The following is a 23984-nucleotide window of genomic DNA, read 5'->3' on the forward strand; positions in this document are numbered from 1 at the left end:
ACTCTTTCGGTATATTTTGCTTTGATTTAAAAAGCGTTGATTCCTGTAATATCTAAACCGGTGATTAACAAATGAACATCATGAGTCCCTTCATAGGTGATAACCGATTCTAAATTCGCAGCGTGTCTCATCATTGGGAATTCTCCCATAATTCCCATACCTCCAAGTATTTGTCTTGATTCTCTTGCGATATCAATAGCCATTTTTACGTTGTTTCGTTTTGCCATTGAAATCTGTGCAGGAGTAGCCTTATGATCATTTTTAAGATTTCCCAGCTGAAGACATAACAATTGCGCTTTTGTAATTTCTGTCAGGAATTCAGCTAATTTCTTTTGCTGAAGCTGGTAGGAGCCGATTGGTTTACCGAATTGTTTTCTTTCTTTCGAATATTGAACTGCAGTGCAGTAACAGTCGATAGCAGCACCGATTACTCCCCATGAAATTCCATATCTGGCAGAGTTCAGACAAGAAAGTGGTCCTTTAAGTCCTGTAACTCCCGGAAGTAAATTCTCTTTAGGAACTTTCACATCATTGAATACCAGTTCTCCAGTTTTTGAAGCCCTTAAGCTCCATTTATTGTGTGTTTCCGGAGTGGTAAAGCCTTCCATTCCTCTTTCAACGATGAGACCCTGTACTTTTCCTTCTTCATTTTTTGCCCAAACCACAGCGATATCGCATAACGGTGAATTGGTGATCCACATTTTGGCACCATTTAAAAGATAATGATCTCCCATATCTTTAAAATAAGTCTCCATAGAACCCGGGTCAGAGCCGTGATTAGGCTCAGTCAGCCCAAAAGACCCGATCATTTCTCCTGCAGCAAGCTTAGGAAGGTATTTTCTTTTCTGCTCTTCAGAACCGAATTCGTTGATAGGAAACATTACCAGTGAGCTTTGCACAGATGCAGCAGAACGTACTGCAGAATCTCCTCTTTCCAACTCCTGCATGATTAAACCGTAAGAAATCTGGTCTAATCCTGAACCGCCATATTCCACCGGGATATATGGACCTAAAGCCCCAATTTTTCCTAATTCTCTCATCAGGCCGGGAAGATCTGTATGGTTTTGTGCTGCCTGATCAATCTGCGGCATTACAAAACTTTCTACCCAGTCTCTTACAGATTGGCGGATTAGTTTGTGTTCTTCAGTAAGTAAAGCATCTATACCGTAATAATCAGGGATGCTTGTAAGAGGATAATATGACATGATTTTTTGATTTTGTTAAAAATAACAATTTTCGTCTTGTCTGGGAAATTTTTTTCTCAACTTCTGTTATTGTTGATTTTCAATTGTATAGCGTTATTTATGGTATTTTAGTGCTCTGTTTTTCATTTTCAGACCTCCTCATCGTTGGATATAGGATACTGATTAGGGGCATTATGAACTTTGCTTTTGAATTTATACAGGTAAGGGGCTTTATTTGCTGAGCCATCATATAATTTTTCAAGTCTGTCAAGAATATTTAAACTTAAAATTTTCCGCTGAAAATTATTTCTCCTGAACTTCTGTCCTAATATTGTTTCATAAAGTGACTGAAGGTCTTTCATTGTAAACTTTTCCGGAAGAAGATTACTTGCTGCCACTTCCGTATTGATATTCATACGGAGGTACTCCAGACCCGTTTCTATGATCCTGTCGTGATCAAAAGCCATCTTAGGTAACTTGCTGACTTCAAACCATTCACAGCTTTCATTGAAAGCATCAGGAAAAGTATTGGCTATTGAAAAATCGATAAGGCTGCAGTAGCCAACCGTTATAAATCTTTGGAAGATCCAGTGATCTTTCGGAACCTCTATTCCTTTGTTTTGAAGAAGAATCTGGTGAACGTTATTTTCTGTACGGTCTATTCTTCCGAAAGTATGAAACTGCTTTAAAAACAAGTCTTTAAGGTGTGTTCTCTCAAATAATACCCTTGCGGCTGCTTCCCGGAGATCTTCATCATTAAATACAAAACCGCCCGGGAGTGACCATAAATCCAGATCATGATACTTTAAAAGCAATACCTTCAAAATGTTGTTATGAAAACCGAATATTGTACAGTCTACCGATACATGGGCTACAAAATCTTTAGTATCGATAAGCTCCTGAAGGGTTTCTTTATTTTTTGTGTCTTTAATTTTCATGGCCGTAAAAATAAATATTTTCTAGCTATTCTTTCGAGAGAATTTAAAATATACTAAACTAATCATAAAAAGAATAAGTACGGAGCCTAAAATATATAAAGGATAAAAATTTAACAGTTTTTTTTCAAACAATAGTGACATAATGATAGAGCTTACAGAGCTGCCCAGAGAGGAGAAAATAACAATCAGTGAAGTGAAAAGATTGATCTTAGCCTTACCGATAGTGGCAATCATTTTTGAATTAATAACAGGGTAAAGTGGTGCCAGAAACAAACCGATCACCGGAAACAGAAAAAGCAGCAGCCTGGAATTTTCATGATCAAAATATTGTATTCCCAGAATAATGACAAGAATGGTTATAATAAAAAAAATGCATGACACATAATATCCTGTTAGTGAAAAATTCCTGATAATATTAGCCGTGACGGTTCTTCCGGCATAAGAGAAAAGAGCCAGAAAAGAAGAGGCCTGTAAAGCAAAAAAAGAATTGACTTTCAGGTGATTTTTGTAAAAAGAAGGAAGCCACGAATTAAATCCCTGTTCTACAAAAACAATAAAGAAAATAACCCCCAGAAACAGTAATACAGGAAGTGTGGTAAAACCTGACAATTCAGAAATAAGGCTCTTGTTTTCTGTGGTGCCTGCTTCTGAAATTTCTATTCTCGAAAACAAAAATATCGTTACTGCAGAGAGAAGTGTGATCAGTAAAAATCCGGATTTCCAGAATTCGGAGTACTGGCTGGAAATCAGCCAGCCAAAGCCGGTATTGACTACAAAAATGCCTATCATAAAGGATGCTTCTACGCTGTTCATGGTTTTTGCCAACGCTTTTTCATCAGAAATATTATTCCTTATGATTCCGAAAACACAGATTTTGCCTATCGCAAAGCAGGCTCCAATGATTGCAAACCACACTTTATAAAACCAAAAGTCTGCTATAAAAGGAAGCAGCGATGAGCAAATTCCTACAATAATCAAAGCAAGGATTATGGCTTTTTTTGTTCCGGTCCTGTTAATGAAACTCACGGCAAAAAGGGAGATAAAAGCGATGGGAAGATCTTTAAAAGACTCCAGCATTCCCAGTTCTCCATAGGTGATTTTTGCCTCAGACAACTGCAGAATGATAAGTCCCATGCAATTTAAAACCATGGAAAAAATCAGGAAAGTTAATTTTAGAGGAAGTGAAATTTGAGAAAGCTTGGCTGCCATTTTGGGGAGTATCTGAATTGGATTTTTATAAATATTTATGAATTATGGGTAGAAAGATAAGGCTTTCAAGTCCCAAAAATAAACGAAAAATTAAAATAATTATTAATGAAATGTTAATTAATTGAAAAAAAATATATTTTTATTGTCTCAATTTGAGAATTAAAATAATAACTGTATATGAATGTAAAAATATCGAGAAGCGTAGGAATGGTGGCTGTCCTCTATTTTACAGCTAATTTCAGTGCCCAGACAACAGTGAAGGACACCGTTTCAAAGGAAAACAAAATAGATGAGATTGTAGTGATTGGTTATGGTACTCAAAAAAAGAGTAATGTAACCGGAGCTATAGCAAGTATTAAAGCCAGTGACATAGAAAATATCCCGGCAGGTAAACCGGAACAGGTACTGCAGGGAAGGGCTGCAGGAGTTTCGGTAGTAACCAATTCCGGACAGCCCGGGGCACCTGCCACAGTAAGGGTACGTGGAATTACCAGTTTTGGGGCAGGAAGTAATAGCCCCTTATGGGTTGTTGACGGAATTGTTGTAGATAACATCGGATGGCTCAATCAATCTGACATAGAGAGTATCGAAGTTTTGAAAGATGGAGCATCATCTGCTATTTACGGTGTCTCTGCGGCAAAAGGGGTAATTCTGGTTACTACCAAAAAAGGCAAAAAGGGAAGACTCAGTCTTTCTTATAACGGGTTTTACGGTTTTTCAAATGCCTCTAAAAAATTGGATCTTCTGGATGCCACCCAATATGCAAAAATCATCAATGAAGGATTGGTAAATGATGGGGGTGCACCAAGATTTCCCAATCCTGAAGCATTTGGAAAAGGAACCAACTGGCAGGATACGATTTTCGGAACGGGTGAAAAATCCTCTCACGAAGTAAGCATCACGGGTGGCAATGATAAATCAAGTTATTATACATCATTTGGATACTTTGATCAGACCGGCATTGTAATGAGTGATATCTCTTACTACAAAAGGATAAACGGAAGGTTCAACTCAACTCATAAGGTTACTGATTATTTAACTTTAGGGCAAACCTTTGCTTATACCCACACAAAATCTCAGGGAGTGAGCGCCAATGAAGAATATGGAGGTCCTCTGGCTTCGGCAGTGAACCTGGATCCTACAACTCCGGTGGTGGTGACAGACTGGTCGATGGTAGACCCCAACGGCTATACAAACCCTTACATCATTCGGGATCCTGAAGGCCGCCCTTATGGTATCTCGCGGTATGTAAACAATGAAATGACGAATCCAAGAGCTTTCCGTACCATTCAGCAAGGTAACCACAATTGGTCGGATGATTTTGTAGGTAATATTTTTGCTGAACTTAAATTCCTTGATCATTTTACATTCAAAACAAGTCTTAACGGTAAGAAATCCTATTGGGGAAGCCGCACCTTTACACCCAAATATTATTTAAGTCCTAATTATAGCAACACAGGTTTCAATAGTCTGAATAAGGTGGACGAAAATAAGTTTGAATGGAGTATGGAAAATACGTTGACCTATCAAAATAAATTCGGTAATCATAATCTAAGTGTATTGGTAGGACAGGGAGTATACCGGTACAATATATCCGGAGGTGCCAGCCTGACGTATAGTAATTTACCTATCGACAACTGGACAGAGGCTTCTTTTAATTTTGATATTCCTCAGGATGATATTGTAGCAAAAGGCTGGGACGGAATCCAGACCCGTAAGGCTTCTTATTTTGGTAGAGTTATTTATGATTATGCTGATAAGTATTTATTCACAGGGACCATCCGTAGGGACGGTTCTTCAAAATTTGCCACGAACCAGCATTGGGGAATTTTCCCTTCCATGTCTTTAGGCTGGAATGTGCACAAAGAAAACTTTTGGCCGGAAAACAAAGTGGTTAATAGTTTGAAATTGAGAGGAGGTTACGGAGTTTTAGGGAACGATGAAATGGAGAACTTCAGGTTTGCGAGTTTTATGGTTTCAGGAAGCAATTACACAAATGCCGGAAATAATATCATTATTGGATATGCACCAAGTACTCTGGAAAATCCCAACTTAAAATGGGAACAAACCAGCCAGTTTAATATTGCTGCAGACTTAAAACTGTTTAAGAATTTCACCCTTACTGCAGATTGGTATAGAAAGAAAACTACTGATATCTTAAGACAGATCAATATTCCGGGATATGTAGGGGTTCCTAATTTGCCCTGGTCGAATGTAGGGGATATGGAAAACTCAGGATTGGAACTTGAACTGGGTTATAAAAAGAACTGGGAAGATTTCAGTATATCCGTAAACGGAAATTTTGCTACGATAAAAAACAAGGTACTGCGACTGGAGGATGATATTAATTACTTCAATCTTGCTTCCTTTCAGACAATGGGAGCCGTATCAAGAGTAGCTGTCGGGCAGCCATACGGATCATTTTATGGCCAGACCTATAGTGGTGTTTTCCAGAATCAGGCACAAATTGATGCCTACGTAAATGCCAATGGGGACAAACTATTACCGAATGCCAGACCGGGGGATTTTATCTGGCAGGATAACAACGGGGATGGTAAAATTGATGAAGAAGATAAAGTCAACTTAGGAAGTTCTATTCCGAAATATACCTTTGGGCTTACTGTGAATTTAAATTATAAGAATTTTGATTTTATGGTATTTGCGCAAGGACAGGCGGGGAATAAAATTTTCCAGGGACTAAGAAGACTGGATATCCTTGATGCCAATTACCAGACAAGAATTTTGGACCGATGGACAGGAGAGGGATCTACAAATGACAACCCGAGGGTAACAAGGAATGATCCAAACCACAATTATTCCTGGATGTCAAACTATTACCTTCAGAAAGGAGATTACGTCCGTGTGAAAATTATCCAGTTAGGCTATACATTGCCTCAGGATGTTACAAGCCGTTTCGGGATGAATAAAGTAAGGCTGTATATCACCGGGGAAAATCTTTTTACCTTCACAAAATATACAGGCTATGATCCGGAAATTGCCGGAAGGAATAATTCTGAACAAGATATTATCGGGGTTGACAGGGCTTACTATCCACAAGCCAGAACATTCTTACTGGGAGCAAATATTCAATTTTAATACGTAAAAACATGAAAAACAGATTTTTATATAAAGGGATTGCCATTACATTTTTAACGGGTCTGAGTTTTAGCAATATTAGCTGTAGTGGGTCATACCTGGATGATGTGCAGAATTCAGGGTCTTTTAACACGGATTTATATTTTAAAAATGAGCAGCAGTCTTTCAGCGCATTGGTTTCTGTATATGATGTTCTAAGGAAATATTCCGGAGGCTTTGAAAATACGGTTACATTTTTTAATGCAGGTTCCGACGATTTTTATTCAGGAGGGGGAAACTCTAATGATGGGGCAGGAATACAGGGTTTTAATAATTATTCCCTGAACCCGAATACCATGCCTGCAAGTTACTGGAGAGATTATTATCAGGGGATTGCCCGTGCTAACCTTTTAATAGAAAGGGTACCGGGAGCTTCAATGAGTGAGGATCTGAAAAAAAGATTTATTGCTGAGGCTAAGGTTTTGCGATCCCTGTACTATTTTGAGCTTCTAAGAATGTTCGGAAATATTCCGCTGGTGCTTAAAAGTGTAAAATTTGATGATGATTACTGGCATATCCCACAGGCAAAACCAAGCGAGGTTTATACACAAATAGAAAGTGATATCAACGCTGCCATTCCGGATTTAATGATGACGGCAAGCGGAAATGACAGAGGAAGAATTACGCAGGGAACTGCCAGAGCAATATTGGGGAAAATCTATCTTTATGATAAAAAGATGCCGGAAGCTGCAGCACAATTTGCAGAAGTGAATGGTACACCGGGAGGAACCAGCCAATACGGATATAAACTTGTAGCCAATTATGCCGATCTGTTTAAGGTAGGCCCGGAAACGGCTGATCCTTATAAGTTTTCAACAGAATCTATTCTGGAAGTCATGCATACCAATAAAGGAAATTCCGATTGGGGATTCTGGGGACAGGGAAAAGATGAAGGAAATTCTATCAATGTTATGCTGGGACCACGTTCTTATAATTTAACAACGATACCCAATAATAATGCACCGGATTTATATGCAGGATGGGCATTTAACACCGTAACGGAAGATCTGTTTAATTTTATGCAGGGAGATCCGAGATTGGCAGTAACGATTTTCAATGCAAAGCAATTGGTGAATGAAGGGAAAATCACCTACAGCCCGGCGTTTGCAGATACCGGATATTTCTTGAATAAATATATGCCTACCAACGACCTGAAAAGTTCACTTCCCGGGCCACCAGAGTTGAATTTCAGACAGAATTATATTGCGATAAGGCTGGCAGATACCTATCTGATGGAAGCAGAAGCTTTAGGAGCTGCAGGAGGAAGAGCACAGGCTTTATTGGATGCGGTAAGAGCCAGAGTAGGTTTACCTTCCGTTCCTGTTTCTATGCAGGCAATTAAAGATGAAAGAAGGAGGGAGCTTGCCGGGGAAGGACACCGATGGTTTGACCTTGTACGATGGGGAGATGCACCTTCCAAACTTGCTTTTAAAGGATTCAAAGGAGGCAAAAATGAAATTTTACCTATTCCGTTTAATGAATTGCCCAATACTTCTTTGCATCAAAATCCCGGCTATTAACCCATGAAGTTTCACAACTTATATAGTTTCTTTATAGGTGCCACACTACTTGGTGGTGTGGTACTTTTTCCTTTGTCATGTACTGTCCGGGATAAAGGAAGTGAAGTAGAGTACTGGCTTACGAAAGGTGATGGAAGTGTTAAATTGCAACTTCAGAATCAGTCAAGATTTATAAGTCATTCCGACGACTTTCAGTCTATTGAAATTGATGCTGCCCAAAAGTTTCAATATGTTGATGGATTCGGATATACATTGACCGGAGGGAGTGTAGAGGTAATCAACCGTTTATCGCCTTCCAAAAGAAAGGCCCTGCTTAATGAGCTTTTCGGGCGCGGTAAAAACTCCATTTCAATCAGCTATCTGCGATTAAGCATAGGAGCTTCCGACCTTGATGGAGAAGTTTTTTCTTATAATGATGTACCGGAAGGAGAGACAGATCCTTCACTTTCAAAATTCAGCCTGATTAAGGACAAAGCATTGATCAGCATGCTGAAAGAAATTTTACAGATTAATCCGGCTATTAAAATTATCGCAGCGCCCTGGTCGGCACCGGTATGGATGAAAGACAACGGGAAATCAAAAGGAGGAAGCTTACGACCTGAGTTTTACGGTGTATATGCCAATTATTTTGTGAAATATATCCAGGCAATGAAGAGAGAAGGAATCACAATTGATGCCATTACTCCGCAGAATGAACCTTTGCATCCGGGAAATAACCCGAGTTTATATATGCCATCCGAACAGCAGAAACACTTTATCAGGCAATATTTAGGTCCGGCTTTCCGATCTCATAAAATTAATACTAAAATTGTGATCTATGATCATAACTGCAATAAGCCGGAATATGTTCTTGATATTCTGAAAGATCCGGATGCTTATCAGTATATTGACGGTTCTGCTTTCCATCTTTATGAAGGAGAAATATCAGCTTTAAGTACTGTTCATGCGGCTTTTCCGGAAAAAAATCTTTATTTTACGGAACAATGGACAGGATCAAAAGGAACTTTTAATGAAGACCTGAACTGGCATACTAAAAATGTGATCATCGGGTCTATGAGAAATTGGAGTACAATAGCACTGGAATGGAACCTGGCTAATGATCAGGAATACAGACCGCATACAGAAGGCGGATGTACAGAATGTAAGGGAGCGATTACCGTTTCTGACAAAGAGAATTTTACCAGAAATGTTTCTTATTACATTATTGCTCATGCATCCAAATTTATTCCCGCGGGATCACAGCGTATTGCCTCTACTCAGACAGGAAATCTTTCGACAGCAGCTTTTAAGACTCCTGCCGGAAAAACAGTCCTGATTGTCCAGAATGATAGCAAATCGGATGAAAATTTTAACATCATCTATAATGGGAAAAATAAAACAGCTGTAATAATCCCCGGAAATTCAGCAGCAACCTATATTTTTTAATGAATACCAGAGATCGGGAATGAAATTTACACTTCAAAATATCACACAACTTTGTATAGTAATCCTGGCTTTATCTGCAATGAGCTGTATTTCAAGGCAAGCAGATTCCGGCAGAAAGCTGATCTGGAGTGATGAATTTAATGGAAAAGGGCTCCCGGATTCTTCAAAATGGAACTACGATGTGGGAGGAAATGGTTTCGGCAATAATGAAGCCCAGTTTTATACCCTACGTAGACCCGAAAATGCCCGGATGGAAAATGGCAATCTGGTGATAGAAGCCAGAAAAGAAAAGTGGGAAAACAATGCCTATACTTCAGCAAGGCTTTTAACGAAAGAAAAATTTTCTTTTCAATACGGAACTGTAGAAGTGCGGGCCAGGCTTCCCAAAGGCCGCGGAACATGGCCGGCAATCTGGATGATGAGTGAAAATATGAAGAAATGGCCGGATGATGGCGAGCTTGATATTATGGAACATGTAGGTTTCAATCAAGGATACATACACGCCTCGGTACATACTCAAAAATACAACCATATCCGGGGGACACAGAAAACAGATACCCTATTTGTAAAGGATGTTAGTGAAACGTTTCATGTATATAAAGCGGTGTGGACACCGGAAAAAATTAATGTTTATGTTGACGACATGAAGTTTTTCACCTACGAAAATAAAGAGAAAGTCTATGAAGCATGGCCTTTTGATCAACCCTGCTTTATTATACTCAATCTGGCAATAGGTGGCTTCTGGGGCGGAAAAGAAGGAATTGATGACGCTGTTTTCCCACAGAAATATTATATAGACTATGTAAGGGTCTATCAAAATAATTAATGAAAAAGAGGACCAGGGTCCAAAAATAAAAAATCATGAGAAAACTAATTGTAAGCTGTTTTGTGGTAGGTGTTGTTTTCAATGCCAATGCTCAAAACTATTGGAAAAAAAATGAAGGAAAAACAGCTAAGGTAATTCTTACCCATTCAAAGGCTAATGAGAAAATGGTGGATAAGGGGACCGTGAAGTTCGAAAAATTTGGTCAGCCCAAAGAAACAGAAGCGTGTATTTTTGTAGCTCCTAATTTTAAATATCAGAAGCTGATAGGAATTGGTGGGGCAATCACCGATGCTGCTGCAGAAACCTTTTATAAAATGCCTGAGAATAAGCAGAAAGAAATTTTAAACGCTTATTATGGTAAAGACGGGCTGGGGTATACAGTAGTCCGAACCAATATGAACTCCTGCGACTTTTCAAGTGATTCATACACCTATGTGGCAGATCATGATACTTCTTTGAAATCTTTTACGGTAGCCCATGACGAAAAGTATAAGATTCCCATGATTCGTGAAGCACAGAAAGCGATAGGAAAAAATTTTATCTTTTATTTTTCACCATGGAGCCCGCCGGCATGGATGAAATCCAATAAAAGTTTATACAAAGGTGGAAGACTGGAAAATCAATATTACCAGACCTGGGCAGACTATTATATTAAATTCATAAGAGAATATGAAAAAAGAGGAATCAACGTTTGGGGCTTAACCGTTCAAAACGAACCTATGGCTACCCAAAGCTGGGAATCCTGTATTTACACAGCGGAAGAAGAAGGAGAGTTTCTGAAAAACAACCTGGGACCAACCCTTTGGAAAAACGGATATAAAGATAAAAAAGTGATGATCTGGGATCATAACAGGGATCTGATCTACCAAAGAGCCACCACCACCCTGGCTGATCCGGAAACTTCAAAATATGCCCACGGTATCGGATATCACTGGTACGAAACCTGGAATAACAAAACCCAGCTGTTTGACAACCTGGCAGAAACTCACAGGGCATTTCCGGATAAGTTTCTGGCCTTTACTGAGGGATGCAAGGAACAGTTTAATATGGACAAAATCTATGATGTAAGCCTGGGAGAGCTGTACGGGAAGAATATGCTGAATGATTTCAATAAAGGAAATGCTTTGTGGACAGACTGGAACGTTTTACTGGATGAAACAGGCGGCCCCAACCATAAAGGCAATTTTTGCTTTGCCCCTATTATTGCTGATACAAAAACAGGGGAGGTGTACTATACCTATGAGTATTATTATGTAGGGCATGTCTCAAAATTCATCAAACCCAATGCCCAAAGAATCGGAAGCTCTTCCAACAGAGCAGCCCTGACGTCAACAGCTTTTATGAATGAGAACGGACAGTTGGTGACGGTTATCATGAATGATTCCGATACTGATATTGATACCAATCTATGGATTGAAGGAATGGCTGCCCGGCTGACAGCTCCCGCGCATTCTATACAGACCGTAATTTTATAATTTCATATTAATTTTATTTTTAACAGAACCGGCGGCCTCGAAGAGGCCGCCGGTTTGTTTGGTCCCTGAAATAAGCTTTACTTAAACAGCTTATTTCATAACTATGTAAACCCTTATTTGCACTGGCTGGATCTTTAAAGATTTAGACACAGATGAAGAAAAAAACCGCAATACGTTTATCATATTGCGGTTTCAATAGTCCTCCTAAGAGGTTCCAGTTTTATCTAAAATTAGTTTTCAGTATCATATTTGCTGATCACTTTCTGGGTAACTCCGGAGCTGCTGAAACCTCCATCATGGAAAAGGTTCTGCATAGTTACTTTCTTCGTAAGATCAGAGAACAGCGTAACACAATAGTTAGCACAGTCAAGAGCTGTAGCATTTCCCAGCGGAGACATATCCTCAGCATATCCCAGGAATCCTCCAAAGCCTTTCACGCCGCTTCCTGCCGTAGTGGGAGTAGGTGATTGGGAAACTGTGTTGACACGTACTTTTCTCTCTCCCCAGTAATTACCGAACGTTCTTGCAATACTTTCCAGATAAGCTTTATTATCAGACATATCATTGTAGTCAGGGAAGGTTCTTTGAGCAGCAATGTAGGTAAGAGCAAGGATACTTCCCCATTCATTCATACAGTCTTTTTCCCAGGCTACACGCATTACTTTATGGAAAGATACGGCAGAAACATCCCATCCTTTTTCCAACCAGTCATAGTTCATTTCTGTATAGTGTTTTCCTTTTCTTACATTGACGGACATTCCGATAGAGTGAAGGATAAAATCTATTTTACCAAATTTTGCAACAGCGGCATCAAAAAGTTTTTCAAGGTCTTCTATAGAAGTAGCATCAGCGCCTATCACTTCAGAACCTGTCTTTTCAGCTAGAGAATTCAATTCTCCCATTCTCATTGCGATAGGAGCATTTGACAAGATAAACTCAGCACCTTCTTCATGACATCTTTCTGCGACTTTCCATGCGATAGATTGTTCATTAAGAGCCCCAAAAATAATTCCTTTTTTGCCTTTAAGTAAACCGTATGACATAATTTTTTAATGTTTATTGAAATACAAATGTAGCAATAATTTGTGGTTATGGCATAATAAAAAATGGAGCCTTATCAATTTAAGACTCCATTTTATTGAAAATATTTATTTGACTGAATTTTTAATTGGTTTTCTTGTTCCATTCCGCCTTCACATCTTCTGCAGCATCCTTAGTTTTTTCCCAGGCTTCATCCGCTTTATCCTTAATATCTTCCCAGGCATCTGTGACATTAGCTTTTACCCTGTCAAACCAATCTTCCTGGCTTGCTTCCTGGTCATTTTTCCTCTTTTCATTAATATAATCCTTGGCTTTATCTGCCAGCTCATTTACTTTCCATTTTGCCTTATCTGCTGCATTCTGTAAAGAATTTTCTGCATTGTTCACTGCATTTTCTGCCTTGTTATAATCCGAATTGTTCATAATACTTATAAATTTGGTTAATGTACCAGTAAACTTACAATAACCATTCCTAAATAATAATTGTACCTGTTAAACTTTTCATAATCTTTTGTTGTATTTTACTGAATGGATATTTAACTTTAACTATTAAAAATTAATAGCATGGAAAAAATACGTTGCGGATGGTGTGAAAAAGATGATCTTTACAGGAAATACCATGATGAAGAATGGGGAAGGCCCGTTTATGATGATGAAACTATTTTTGAATTCCTTATTCTTGAAAGTTTCCAGGCAGGCTTAAGCTGGTATACTATTCTGGCAAAAAGAGAAAATTTTAGAAAAGCTTTTGATCAGTTTGATTATAAAAAGATTGCAGCATATTCTCAAAGCAAGATAGAAGAACTTATGAATAATCCCGGAATCATCAGAAACAGACTCAAAATATCAGCCACTATTACCAATGCACAGAAATTTATAGAAATTCAGAATGAATTTGGAAGCTTTTCTCAATATATCTGGGGATTTGTTAACGGCACACCTATAGATAACAGGCCGAAAGCATTATCTGATGTTCCCGCCACAACAAGGATTTCAGATATTATTTCAAAAGATTTAAAAAAGAGAGGCTTTAAATTCATGGGATCTACAGTAGTGTATGCCCATATGCAGGCAACAGGAATGGTAAACGATCACCTTGAATCATGTTTTATCAGAAATTGATCAATTAATTTTCTTTATTTTTTGCTGTGTTTTTTTATTAATAATACAAATGGTGGTGAATTTAATTCCATGTCATTTCTTAATTAATGTTTTGATATAAGTTGTTGATATGTAATTGATTTTCATTAAACAGTGATTAAATACAGTATTACTCACATTAGCCTGATATATTTGCTGTATTTTCAATTATTTTATTGAATTGATATAAATATTGTATATTTGCATCTTCAAAAACATAGATGATGCAAATCAATTATAAACAACAATTTAGTTTTCTCTTTTTTGTCTTTACTATTTTAATATATGGACAGGTGGGGATTGGAATTTCCGAACCGGATAAGTCTGCCATGTTGCAGATCAGTTCAAAAAATAAAGGAGTGCTTTTACCTGGTGTTGATTTAGACTCGGTTACAGATCAGATGACTGTTCCTTATCCGGCGGAAGGACTTATGGTATGGAATAATGGAAATGGAGGGCTTTCTGAAACAGGATTTTATTATTGGTCTGCCTCCAAATGGAACAGGCTCTCCACTATTACCATTGATATGATTAACAAACTGGATAATGGGGCAGGTTGGAATGTTACCGGAACAAATATGGGAAATTATGGTGGAGCAAACACCCATTTATCATTGGGAACAAAAACACGCGATGATTTGATTTTTAAAGTAAACTCTTCCGTTGCAGGAAGGTTGGGTGTTGATAATTCTGTAAGTCTGGGACATGGTGCCAATGCCGGTCAGGATGGTATTGCGATTGGAAGTTCCAGTTCAGCATTTCAGGGAATATCAATCGGAAAGGCGGCAGCCGTTTCTGCGAATGATGCTTTGGCAATAGGTAATAAATCTAATGCAGGAGCGTTTCAATCAACGGCCATCGGATATAATGCCCAAACCAGTAAAAATGAATCCACCGCTATAGGAAACAATTCATCAGCAGACGGATTCCAGTCAATAGCATTGGGTTATCATGCAAAAACCAATGCTAATAATGAAACAGCTATAGGATATAATACGATCACAAATAGTCAGAATTCTACAGCTATAGGTTCCGGGGCAAATGCTCTCGGACAATACTCAACAGCAGTAGGATACGGAGCATCCACTTCACAGGCCAATGCCATTGTTCTGGGAAATAATAATGCAAATGTAGGAATTGGTACAGGTGCTCCGGATACCTCTGCAAAACTGGACGTGAACGGACAGTATAAATTGGGCGAAAAAGGTAATGTGCAGAAAAACCAGATCAGTTTTGAAGCTTGGCCGGGAGTATCCATTAATAATCTGCCTCCCGGAAAATCCATCACCCTGGAAATCGGGATTCCGCCAGTACTACAGCCAGGTTCTACAAGAGCAGCCGTAGTAGTTTCCCCGGCAGGGGACTTTGCAGGAAATTCTTCATTCTCAATTTCAAATCCGAGAATGACTTCTACTTCCAGCATTATGGTGAATCTCACCAACATTTCAGGAAGTGCAAACAGCCTGTATTCTGGTCATTTTTATGTAATGATCCATGAGTTCTAAATAGAATAATAAGTTTATTATAGTTGATATGGTGTTAGGGTTCTCATTATTGGGAGCCCTTTTTAAGGATCAGTCTCAAAAATTGGGACATAATAAATTGGGTCTGAATATAAAAAATTCTGTTCATTATTGATTAGCATCAAAATTATTGAGCTCGTTTTTCACGCAAAGTTTAAAAAAAATAATGTTCCATTTCAAGTAGGCAAAGAAGGCAGCATAGCTGCTGACTAAGCGCATGCAAAGTGTTCGCTTCATCAGAATCGATTAAAGATCAATTCATTTCTTAGCTTACTTAAAATAAAGAGTAATCAAAAAGGAATCTTTGCGTGAATTTTAAAAATTAAATAGATCTAAATATTATTATAAGATCACAACTTTTGCGCTTGATCCCTTTTAATAATTCTTTTAATAATATTTCAAACAAATATATTGTGCACAAAATAAAATAAGTACTTTTGCATCTCAAATTCTTTTATGATGCTTCTTTCAAATCATTTATGTTTTAAAGCCTATGCTGTTTCGCGGTTAATTACCGGTTTATATAAACCCTACCTGGAAAAACTATCCATAACCTATCCTCAATACCTGGTAATGCTTGTGCTTTGGGAAAATGGTAAAATAAGCATCGGGAGAATAGGAGAGTATCTTCATCTGGACAATGGAACACTTACCCCGCTGTTGAAGCGTATGGAGAAAAACGGACTTTTGAACAGAATCAGAAGTACTGATGATGAAAGGGTAGTATTGATCAGCCTGACGGAAAAAGGAGCTGCTCTCCAACATAAAGCCAGGTCTATTCCCGAAGCGGTTCAGGCTTGTATAGATCTTGACGAAGACCGGAAAAAACAGTTAATGGCCACCTTGGATGACTTATTACTAACAAACTCCGATTCTAAAATATGAAAAAAACAGGAATTATAGGCTATGGATGGCTGGGAGCCAGAATAGCCAATGCTTTATCCGGAAAATACACAATATATGCTACCACTACGTCGCAAGAAAAGGCTGCTGAGCTGAATGCTAAAGGAATAAATACTACCTGTGCGGGATTTCCTGATTATCAACTGACTGAAACATACCCGCAATGGAACGAAATAAAAAAACTGGATATCCTGATTATTACAATTCCTGTTTCAGAAAAAAGCTGTTGTGTAAGCTCTTTATATAACAGGATACAGCATTTATCATCATTTATAGGTGATTTTAAAGGACAAATGTTTCTGATGAGTTCTACCGGTGTATATCCGGATATCTCGAAAGAGTTTACGGAAGAAGATGTTCCTCTGGAAAAGGTTTCAGGAGAAAGAATGATTAAAAACAGATATCCGCAGGCCAATATTTTAAGATTAGGTGGCTTAATGGGAGACAACAGGCTTCTTAAGAATTATAATGTTTCTAATCCTGATTTTGCTGTGAATCATATTCATTACGCAGATATTGCAGGTATTCTTTTCAAGATGATCGAAGATGGAACAGAAAACTGCCTTTATAATGTGACAGCTCCAATGCATCCGGCAAAATTCCAGGTGCTTAATGCCCAAAACAATAGTGCAACGGAGGTAGAAGAGGAAACAGGAATAAAGGGAAAAATTGTCCTGTCTTCAAAACTGGTTTCCGAGCTGGAGTACATTTTTCAATATCCTGATCCACGGAAGTTTCATGAGGTTTCTCTGGAATGACAAAGAGATTGTTAAAACCGCATCATTATAAAATCCGGAAAAACCAAAAATTCAAAACGGCTTAACGTATCCAAAAAACCAAAATCCATTGGTTTTAGTAGAAGGTATAAAAAAAGCCTTTGGATTTTTCCAAAGGTTTGTTACTAAAAAATCAGAAATGGCATACACCGCTTATTTTTATAATCTGAAATATTCCCTTTCCGCAACACTGTAGGTATGGAATTTATCCATTCCAATCCAGTTGAAATTAAGTCCGAGTCTCCTGCGGTATTCGTCAATATTGGTGTAGTTTTTTTTAGAAAAACTTTCCTCATCAAATACAATGGAATCCTTCATAATTTTATCATCAAATACCCCAAGAAAATAAGCATCTATAGGCATACCCGCAAAATCGGAACTATGTTCAATAATAAAATTGTTAATCTGATAATCTTGAACAAGTTTTATGATATCCAAAATAGTATGTTTCTCATCTGAACCCCATAAGACCAAATCATCAGGCTGATATTGTTTGAAATCATCAAAAAGGTTCTGAACATTATCATATTTCTGAGCTTCTTCAATAAACCAGGAAATAGAAGGTCCTATAATATCAAAAGGAACAAACAAGACATCCCTGATCTTAAAATGAACAATCTTTTTATCTAACTCAAGAGATTGATTGGTAATAAAACAAGTGATGTCTTGTCCCATAAAAACTTATTTAATAATTCTGTCAAGAACCCAGGTAATAAGATTCTTTTCAGAAGCATGGTGATCTGCAGAAAACTCTCCGCGTCTTCTGTTGGCAATGACGTTATTCACAGTGATGGCTTTATGACCTAATAATTTTGAAAGGGCATAGATCGCAGAAGTTTCCATTTCAAAGTTGGTGATCCCAAGATCATTTAATGTTTCAAGGAATTGATCATCTACTGCTTTCAAACGCAGCTGCCTTCCCTGTGGAGCATAGAAACCAGGGAATGTTGCTGTATTTCCGTGGTATTTTGCATCTTTGTAGTATTCACCCATTTCTTCTGCCCAGTCTGAGAAATAAAGCATCGGTTTGATTCTTTCGTAAGGGAATCTTTCCATAAAGCTTTTAGAAAATTCGTTTTCGAAGTTGTACTCCTGGTAGAAGTGCATCAGTCCGTCCAGACCTACTACGTTCTGTGTTACCAGCATATTATCTACCTGAACATCCGGATTTACACTTCCGCAGGTTCCCATACGGAAAAGCTCAAGGGCCTTGTGTTCTGTCTTGAACTCTTTATTTTTAAGATCGATATTTACCAAAGCATCGAGCTCATTCATTACGATATCAATGTTTTCGGTTCCGATCCCGGTTGACATTACCGTAATTCTTTCGCCACGAAGAGTTCCTGTATGGGTATAAAATTCCCTTTTGTTTTTCTTGATTTCTACGGTATCGAAATATTTTGAAACCTTTGCCACCCGGTCAGGGTCGCCCACAAGGATGATTTTGTCAGCAATATCTTCAGGTAAAAGATTCAGGTGATATACACTTCCGTCTTCATTCAGAACAAGTTCTGAGGCAGCAAGTTTATTCAGCATAATTTATATTTTTTTTGTTAATTAATGAAATAGTTTCTTTATACAATCATTTCCTTTTCTGCATGTCAATAGCAAACAGTAATTTTTTTTTATAGGACTATTTTAGTTTTTGATATTGAATTGCATTTAAAAAGTCTCTCCCCAATAGCCTCTCCCCATTATTTTTCCGGTATTTTAGAATTACCGGTTTTACGAATAATGAATTTGATTCCGGGGTTTAAAATTAGTAAAAAATATGTTACCTTAATAACTATTCAGCTTTTCTATTGAGTACTATAGAAAATGATATTAGTAAATAATATGCTTGTTGAAGAATTGGAGATAGATAAGGGAACGAACAGCTTGAAAGAATTTTCCGGGGAATATTGAAAAAAGATCTTTTTAGATCTGTATTTTATACTGTATGTGGTCTTCAAAAGATAACCAACCGGATCTCCGCAACCTTGGAAATCAATTTTCTATGCCTGTAATTCAGTGGCAACAGAAAACAATCTTTGAAGTGTATCGTCCCAATAAAATGCTTTTGCAGATCTATCCGCCGACACGCTTGGTTTTATATCCCATCTCCTTAAGGATATTCATGATTTTATCACGGTTATCCCCCTGAATGATAATTGTTCCGTCCTTTTCAGAGCCCCCTATTCCTAAGGTGCTTTTTATTTTTTTTGATATCTTTTTCAGCTCTTCTTCACTGCCTTCCCATCCTTCAACAATGGTGACAGGTTTTCCGTTTCTGCCTTTTTTTTCAAACTTGCATACCAAAGGCTCTTTTTGCTTGAACTCTTCTTCAGGCATTTCAAAATCCTGCTCTTCATGATCAGGAAAAAGATTCTTTAATTGGTCTCGTAAATCCATACCGCAAAATTAAAAAGATTTATGAATTAATGATATAAAAATTTGCAGATTGAATTTTCAAAAACCAACCTGTATAAATAAAATTTAAATAACATGATGCCGGTCAGCTTAATTAACACCAGGAACTTTTCATATTTTTGACTAACGAAACATTAAAAACTATTTATGAAAACCAGCCATGTTATTGCAATCCTGATGATGACTTTCGGATTAGCTAAAGCCCAGACCGGTTTTTCCGGCGATCCGCTCAACGCGGTTTTTGAAACAAAAGATACAGACCGGTTCTGGAAAGCATTTGATAAAATGGAAACTTCCCAGCAAAATCCTTTTGCAGATTATATTAAAGAAGGCTCACCCGGGGTAAAAGGTTTTATGGAGTTCAGGATCATCAATGCCGACTCACTATATTCAAAAGTAAAAAAGAGAAAAGAAGATTATCTTAAAAGCAGGAATGTACTGGCAGGAATACATCAAAAAGAAAAAAAGACCCGAGCCATTTACAGTGCACTGAAATATTGGTATCCTGAAGCTAAATTCCCACCGGTCTATTTTGTTTATGGAAGATTTAATTCCGGGGGGACCTCTTCTGCGGACGGGATTATAATTGGTACAGAAATGCTCAAAAACCTGGACGGAGTCACAGGACTTATCGCCCACGAACTGATCCATTTTGAGCAAAACAACAAAGGAAAGAATACTTTGTTAAAACAATCTTTGGAAGAAGGAAGTGCAGACTTTATTGGTGAGCTCATCTCAGGAGAACATATTAACCCTGTTCCTTTTCAATATGGAGAGGCACATTCCGGGAAGCTTTATGCTGAATTTGTAACAAGACTGAAAGATGAATCTTACAAAGACTGGTTGTATGAGACAAGCAAAAAAGATGACCGCCCCAACGACCTGGGATATTGGATAGGCTATAAAATTACAGAAGCATACTTTAATAAACAGGCTGATAAACATAAAGCAATTCATAATATATTAAATATTCAGGATCCTTTTTTGTTTTTAAAAGAAAGTGGATTTTTAGATGGCTATATTAAAGAATATGTAAAGAAAAATAAGATGAAATTTGATGATTTCTTTAAGGAATAAATTATTGTGACCTGTAAATCCTGAGATCAATGGATGAATAGAATAAGTCTGCAGATTAATACTGCAGATTTTTTATTTGTCATATAAGAAATCAGGGAAAAATAAATTTCAGAACATGAGATTCTTCAATTCATCGGAAATTAGGTAAATTTGTATAACAAAAGTTTTACAAAATGTCAAAAAAAGCAATACTGGCAATCCTTGACGGATGGGGATTAGGAACAAATCCGGATGTTTCCGCAATAGATAAGGCAAATACACCATTCATAGACAGCTGTTACGTAAAATTTCCGCATACAACACTTGAAGCAAGTGGCCTGGCTGTGGGCCTTCCTGCAGGGCAAATGGGAAATTCCGAAGTAGGACATATGAACCTGGGAGCCGGAAGAGTGGTTTACCAGAATCTGGTAAAGCTTAATATGGCTGTGGAGAATGGAACCTTAGGACAGGAAAAAGTTATTCAGGATGCATTTGAATATGCTAAAAAAGAAAATAAAAAAGTACATTTCATAGGACTGGTTTCCAATGGAGGAGTACATTCACATATCAATCATTTAAAAGGATTACTGACTGCTGCCAAAGAATCCGGTTTGAACGAAAATGTTTTTGTTCATGCCTTTACAGATGGCAGGGACTGCGATCCGCATTCCGGGCTTGGATTCATTGAAGAGCTGCAGAAACATATGGAAGCTACTACAGGAAAACTGGCAACAGTAACAGGAAGGTATTATGCGATGGACAGGGATAAAAGATGGGAGCGTGTAAAGCTGGCTTATGATGCTCTTGTTGAAGGTGTAGGAGAACAAACCACTGACGCTTTAGCCGCTATTCAGGCTTCCTATGATAATAATGTAACTGATGAATTCCTGAAGCCTATCATTTTAGTAAATACTACTGCTATGGGAAATATAGTACCGGTAGCCAAAATTATTGATAATGATGTGGTGATCTGTTTTAATTTCCGTACAGACAGGGGAAGGGAGATTACAGAGGTCCTTTCCCAGAAGGATTTCCCGGAATATTCTATGAGAAAGCTGAACCTTTATTATATTACATTAACCAATTACGATAAGACATTCCAGAATGTACAGGTGGTTTTTGATGAAAATGTGCTGACGGAAACAATGGGTGAAGTTCTTGAAAAAAATGGTAAAACCCAGATCAGAATTGCTGAAACGGAAAAATATCCTCACGTTACCTTTTTCTTTTCAGGAGGAAGGGAAGAAGAATTTAACGGAGAAAAAAGACTATTATGCCCGAGCCCTAAGGATGTTCCTACCTATGATCTAAAACCGGAGATGTCAGCCTATGATATTACCAATGCTATTGTTCCGGAACTGGAAAACGGCACCGCAGACTTTGTATGCCTGAATTTTGCCAATACAGATATGGTAGGACATACAGGCGTTTTTGAAGCTGCCGTAAAAGCTGCTGAAACAGTAGACCAATGTATTGAGAAAGTAGCAACTGCTGCATATGAAAACGGATATGCAGTTTTTATCCTTGCCGATCACGGTAACTCAGATGTAATGATTAATGAGGATGGAACTCCTAATACCCAGCATTCTACAAACCTGGTTCCTTTTATTGTAATGGATAAAGACCATACATGGAATCTGAAGCCGGGAAAACTGGGTGATGTAGCCCCTACCATCCTTAAAGTAATGGGAGTAGAAATACCGGATGCAATGACAGGAGACATTTTAGTTAGCTAAAACTTAATAATAATCTTAAAAAAATGCCGTTATTATAATAGATTGGCATTTTTTATGATTTATGTCAGATAAGATATGACTTGCATACTTTATTATGCGTTAAATAATAAATAAATCATATCTTTGCTAATTAAAAACTGAATAGTAAAATGTATCAAAAGCTTGTTAGGAAAGAAGTAATGGGAATATTGGAAAAGGAAGTAGGTTCTTTTCTTGAGAAATTTTTAACGCCAATTGAAAAAATATGGCAGCCTTCAGACATGCTTCCGGATCCTTCAAGCGATGAGTTTAAACATGACCTGGAAGAAATTCAGACCTTTGCCCGTGAAATGCCTTATGATTTGTTTGTAACGCTTATCGGAGACTGTATTACTGAGGAGGCACTTCCTTCATACGAGTCCTGGCTGATGGGAGTGGATGGTATCAACCAGGAAGAAAAAGTAGGCTGGGCCAATTGGGTAAGAGCTTGGACAGCAGAAGAAAACAGACACGGAGATCTGCTGAACAAATATCTGTATCTGTGTGGAAGGGTTAATATGAGAGAAGTTGAAATAACCACCCAGTATCTGATCAATGACGGCTTCGATCTGGGAACCAGCATGGACCCATACAGAAACTTTATTTATACCAGTTTCCAGGAAACCGCAACCAACATCTCTCACCGTAGAGTAGGAACCTTAGCTAAGCAATCCGGAAACGGAAAACTGGCTAAAATGTGTGGCGTTATTGCAGCAGATGAAGCAAGACATGCTAAAGCTTATAAACATTTTGTAGCTAAAATCCTTGAAATAGATCCTTCAGAAATGATCCTTGCCTTTGAAGACATGATGCGTAAGAAAATCGTTATGCCGGCTCACCTGATGAGACAGTCCGGACAAAAGGCAGGAGAACTTTGGGGACATTTCTCAGATGCAGCACAGAGATGTATGGTGTATACAGGTCAGGATTATATCAATATTATGAAAGACTTGTTGGATGAATGGAAGATTGAACATATAAAAGGATTAACAGAAAAAGCAGAGAAAGCCCAGGAATATCTGATGAAGCTTCCCGCAAGGCTACAGAAGATTACGGACAGGGTTTCTACTCCTGATCTTCAGTTTCAGTTTAACTGGGTAAAAAGCTAGAACCCATATTATTATTTTAAATTATAAAAGTATTGAGTGCCTTTCTTTTTGGCACTCTTTTTATTTCTTATCTTTGCAAAGCTAAAAAAGGACAAAATGTTAAATAATAAAAAAATTGCTGTTGACTTTGACGGAACCATTGTAGATGACGCTTATCCGGCAATTGGAAAACCTAAAATTTTTGCTTTCGAAACATTGAAAAGACTTCAGGCGGAAGGCTTCAGATTGATTCTTTGGACATACAGACACGGAAAAACGTTAGATGAAGCTGTAGAATTCTGTAGAAAAAACGGAATAGAATTTTATGCTGTGAATTCAAGTTTTGAAGGAGAAGTTTTCGATCCTGCCAGCCAATCCAGAAAACTGGATGCAGACTGGTTCATTGATGACAGGAATTTAGGAGGATTTCCCGGCTGGGGAGAAATCTATAATATTATTCAGGAAAGAATTGAATTCCGTGTAGAAGGAAGAGAGGTTCTTCCTTATTCAAAACTTAAAAAAGAAAAGAAAAAAGGACTTTTCTGGTAAGATACATCAGAAGCGCGATATTAGAATTAGTTT

General features: G+C 37.8%; 21 protein-coding genes. 13 read left to right on the forward strand and 8 right to left on the reverse strand.

All coding sequences use genetic code 11. The features are described 5' to 3' along the window. Positions 1-26: 26 nt before the first annotated feature. The 3 genes from OK18_RS16675 to OK18_RS16685 form a co-directional block, all read right to left on the reverse strand. Entirely contained in the window at positions 27-1205 is a 1179-nt protein-coding gene (locus tag OK18_RS16675) for an acyl-CoA dehydrogenase family protein (protein WP_053328748.1), read from the reverse strand. Positions 1206-1333: 128 nt separating this feature from the next. Further along, entirely contained in the window at positions 1334-2122 is a 789-nt protein-coding gene (locus OK18_RS16680) for an NUDIX hydrolase (RefSeq protein ID WP_050021143.1), read from the reverse strand. 21 nt (positions 2123-2143) lie between these two features. After that, positions 2144-3331, reverse strand: coding sequence for an MFS transporter (locus OK18_RS16685; RefSeq protein WP_082129218.1), 1188 nt, complete (start codon positions 3329-3331; stop codon positions 2144-2146). Positions 3332-3508: 177 nt separating this feature from the next. On the opposite strand from OK18_RS16685, the gene OK18_RS16690 reads away from it, so the two are divergent. Genes OK18_RS16690 through OK18_RS16710 form a run of 5 tightly spaced genes read left to right on the forward strand, consistent with a single transcriptional unit; the run spans position 3509 to position 11712 of the window. Then, a complete protein-coding gene (locus OK18_RS16690; protein WP_053328749.1) occupies positions 3509-6427 on the forward strand; it encodes a SusC/RagA family TonB-linked outer membrane protein in 2919 nt (972 codons plus the stop codon). 11 nt (positions 6428-6438) lie between these two features. Further along, positions 6439-7986 (forward strand): RagB/SusD family nutrient uptake outer membrane protein, encoded by a 1548-nt coding sequence (locus OK18_RS16695; RefSeq protein ID WP_050021141.1) that lies wholly within the window; start codon positions 6439-6441, stop codon positions 7984-7986. Between the two features lie 3 nt (positions 7987-7989). Further along, positions 7990-9411, forward strand: coding sequence for a glycoside hydrolase family 30 protein (locus OK18_RS16700; protein ID WP_053328750.1), 1422 nt, complete (start codon positions 7990-7992; stop codon positions 9409-9411). Positions 9412-9430: 19 nt separating this feature from the next. Continuing rightward, complete coding sequence (locus OK18_RS16705) at positions 9431-10237, forward strand: glycoside hydrolase family 16 protein (RefSeq protein WP_053328751.1); 807 nt, start codon at positions 9431-9433, stop codon at positions 10235-10237. 35 nt (positions 10238-10272) lie between these two features. Next, complete coding sequence (locus OK18_RS16710) at positions 10273-11712, forward strand: glycoside hydrolase family 30 protein (RefSeq protein WP_050021138.1); 1440 nt, start codon at positions 10273-10275, stop codon at positions 11710-11712. A gap of 230 nt (positions 11713-11942) precedes the next feature. On the opposite strand, the gene OK18_RS16715 is transcribed toward OK18_RS16710, so the two are convergent. Together OK18_RS16715 and OK18_RS16720 are read right to left on the reverse strand one after the other, a co-directional pair. Then, positions 11943-12755 (reverse strand): enoyl-ACP reductase FabI, encoded by an 813-nt coding sequence (locus OK18_RS16715; protein ID WP_050021137.1) that lies wholly within the window; start codon positions 12753-12755, stop codon positions 11943-11945. Between the two features lie 121 nt (positions 12756-12876). Further along, positions 12877-13176, reverse strand: coding sequence for a hypothetical protein (locus tag OK18_RS16720; protein WP_082129219.1), 300 nt, complete (start codon positions 13174-13176; stop codon positions 12877-12879). A gap of 141 nt (positions 13177-13317) precedes the next feature. Between OK18_RS16720 and OK18_RS16725 the strand changes: the two genes are divergently transcribed. From OK18_RS16725 to OK18_RS16740, 4 genes are all read left to right on the forward strand, one after another. After that, a complete protein-coding gene (locus OK18_RS16725; RefSeq protein ID WP_053328752.1) occupies positions 13318-13875 on the forward strand; it encodes a DNA-3-methyladenine glycosylase I in 558 nt (185 codons plus the stop codon). 239 nt (positions 13876-14114) lie between these two features. Continuing rightward, the gene (locus tag OK18_RS16730) at positions 14115-15398 is read left to right on the forward strand and encodes a hypothetical protein (protein ID WP_082129220.1); all 1284 of its coding nucleotides are present in this window, start codon (positions 14115-14117) and stop codon (positions 15396-15398) included. A 474-nt stretch (positions 15399-15872) separates the two neighbouring features. Beyond that, positions 15873-16301 (forward strand): MarR family winged helix-turn-helix transcriptional regulator, encoded by a 429-nt coding sequence (locus OK18_RS16735; RefSeq protein WP_156173316.1) that lies wholly within the window; start codon positions 15873-15875, stop codon positions 16299-16301. Continuing rightward, entirely contained in the window at positions 16298-17077 is a 780-nt protein-coding gene (locus OK18_RS16740; RefSeq protein WP_053328755.1) for a Rossmann-fold NAD(P)-binding domain-containing protein, read from the forward strand. The genes OK18_RS16735 and OK18_RS16740 overlap by 4 nt, the downstream gene beginning before the upstream one ends. 177 nt (positions 17078-17254) lie before the next feature. Here OK18_RS16740 and OK18_RS16745 read toward each other — a convergent pair whose 3' ends face one another. From OK18_RS16745 to OK18_RS16755, 3 genes are all read right to left on the reverse strand, one after another. Next, entirely contained in the window at positions 17255-17770 is a 516-nt protein-coding gene (locus tag OK18_RS16745) for a hypothetical protein (protein ID WP_053328756.1), read from the reverse strand. Positions 17771-17776: 6 nt separating this feature from the next. After that, a complete protein-coding gene (locus tag OK18_RS16750; RefSeq protein WP_053328757.1) occupies positions 17777-18631 on the reverse strand; it encodes a nucleoside phosphorylase in 855 nt (284 codons plus the stop codon). A gap of 531 nt (positions 18632-19162) precedes the next feature. Further along, positions 19163-19486: a translation initiation factor gene (locus OK18_RS16755; RefSeq protein ID WP_050021129.1), complete on the reverse strand. Its 324-nt coding sequence runs from the start codon at positions 19484-19486 to the stop codon at positions 19163-19165. Positions 19487-19651: 165 nt separating this feature from the next. Here OK18_RS16755 and OK18_RS16760 point away from each other — a divergent pair, with 165 nt between their 5' ends. The 4 genes from OK18_RS16760 (at position 19652) to OK18_RS16775 (ending at position 23951) form a co-directional block, all read left to right on the forward strand. Next, the gene (locus OK18_RS16760) at positions 19652-20581 is read left to right on the forward strand and encodes a DUF2268 domain-containing putative Zn-dependent protease (protein WP_053328758.1); all 930 of its coding nucleotides are present in this window, start codon (positions 19652-19654) and stop codon (positions 20579-20581) included. A 173-nt stretch (positions 20582-20754) separates the two neighbouring features. Then, entirely contained in the window at positions 20755-22296 is a 1542-nt protein-coding gene (gpmI, locus tag OK18_RS16765; protein WP_050021127.1) for a 2,3-bisphosphoglycerate-independent phosphoglycerate mutase, read from the forward strand. Positions 22297-22445: 149 nt separating this feature from the next. Next, on the forward strand, positions 22446-23423 hold the full coding sequence (locus OK18_RS16770; protein ID WP_050021126.1) for an acyl-ACP desaturase: 978 nt from the start codon (positions 22446-22448) through the stop codon (positions 23421-23423). A gap of 96 nt (positions 23424-23519) precedes the next feature. Beyond that, positions 23520-23951 (forward strand): BT0820 family HAD-type phosphatase, encoded by a 432-nt coding sequence (locus tag OK18_RS16775; RefSeq protein WP_053328759.1) that lies wholly within the window; start codon positions 23520-23522, stop codon positions 23949-23951. The last annotated feature ends 33 nt before the right edge of the window (positions 23952-23984 follow it).

Source organism: Chryseobacterium gallinarum (assembly GCF_001021975.1).
GTDB lineage: Bacteria > Bacteroidota > Bacteroidia > Flavobacteriales > Weeksellaceae > Chryseobacterium > Chryseobacterium gallinarum.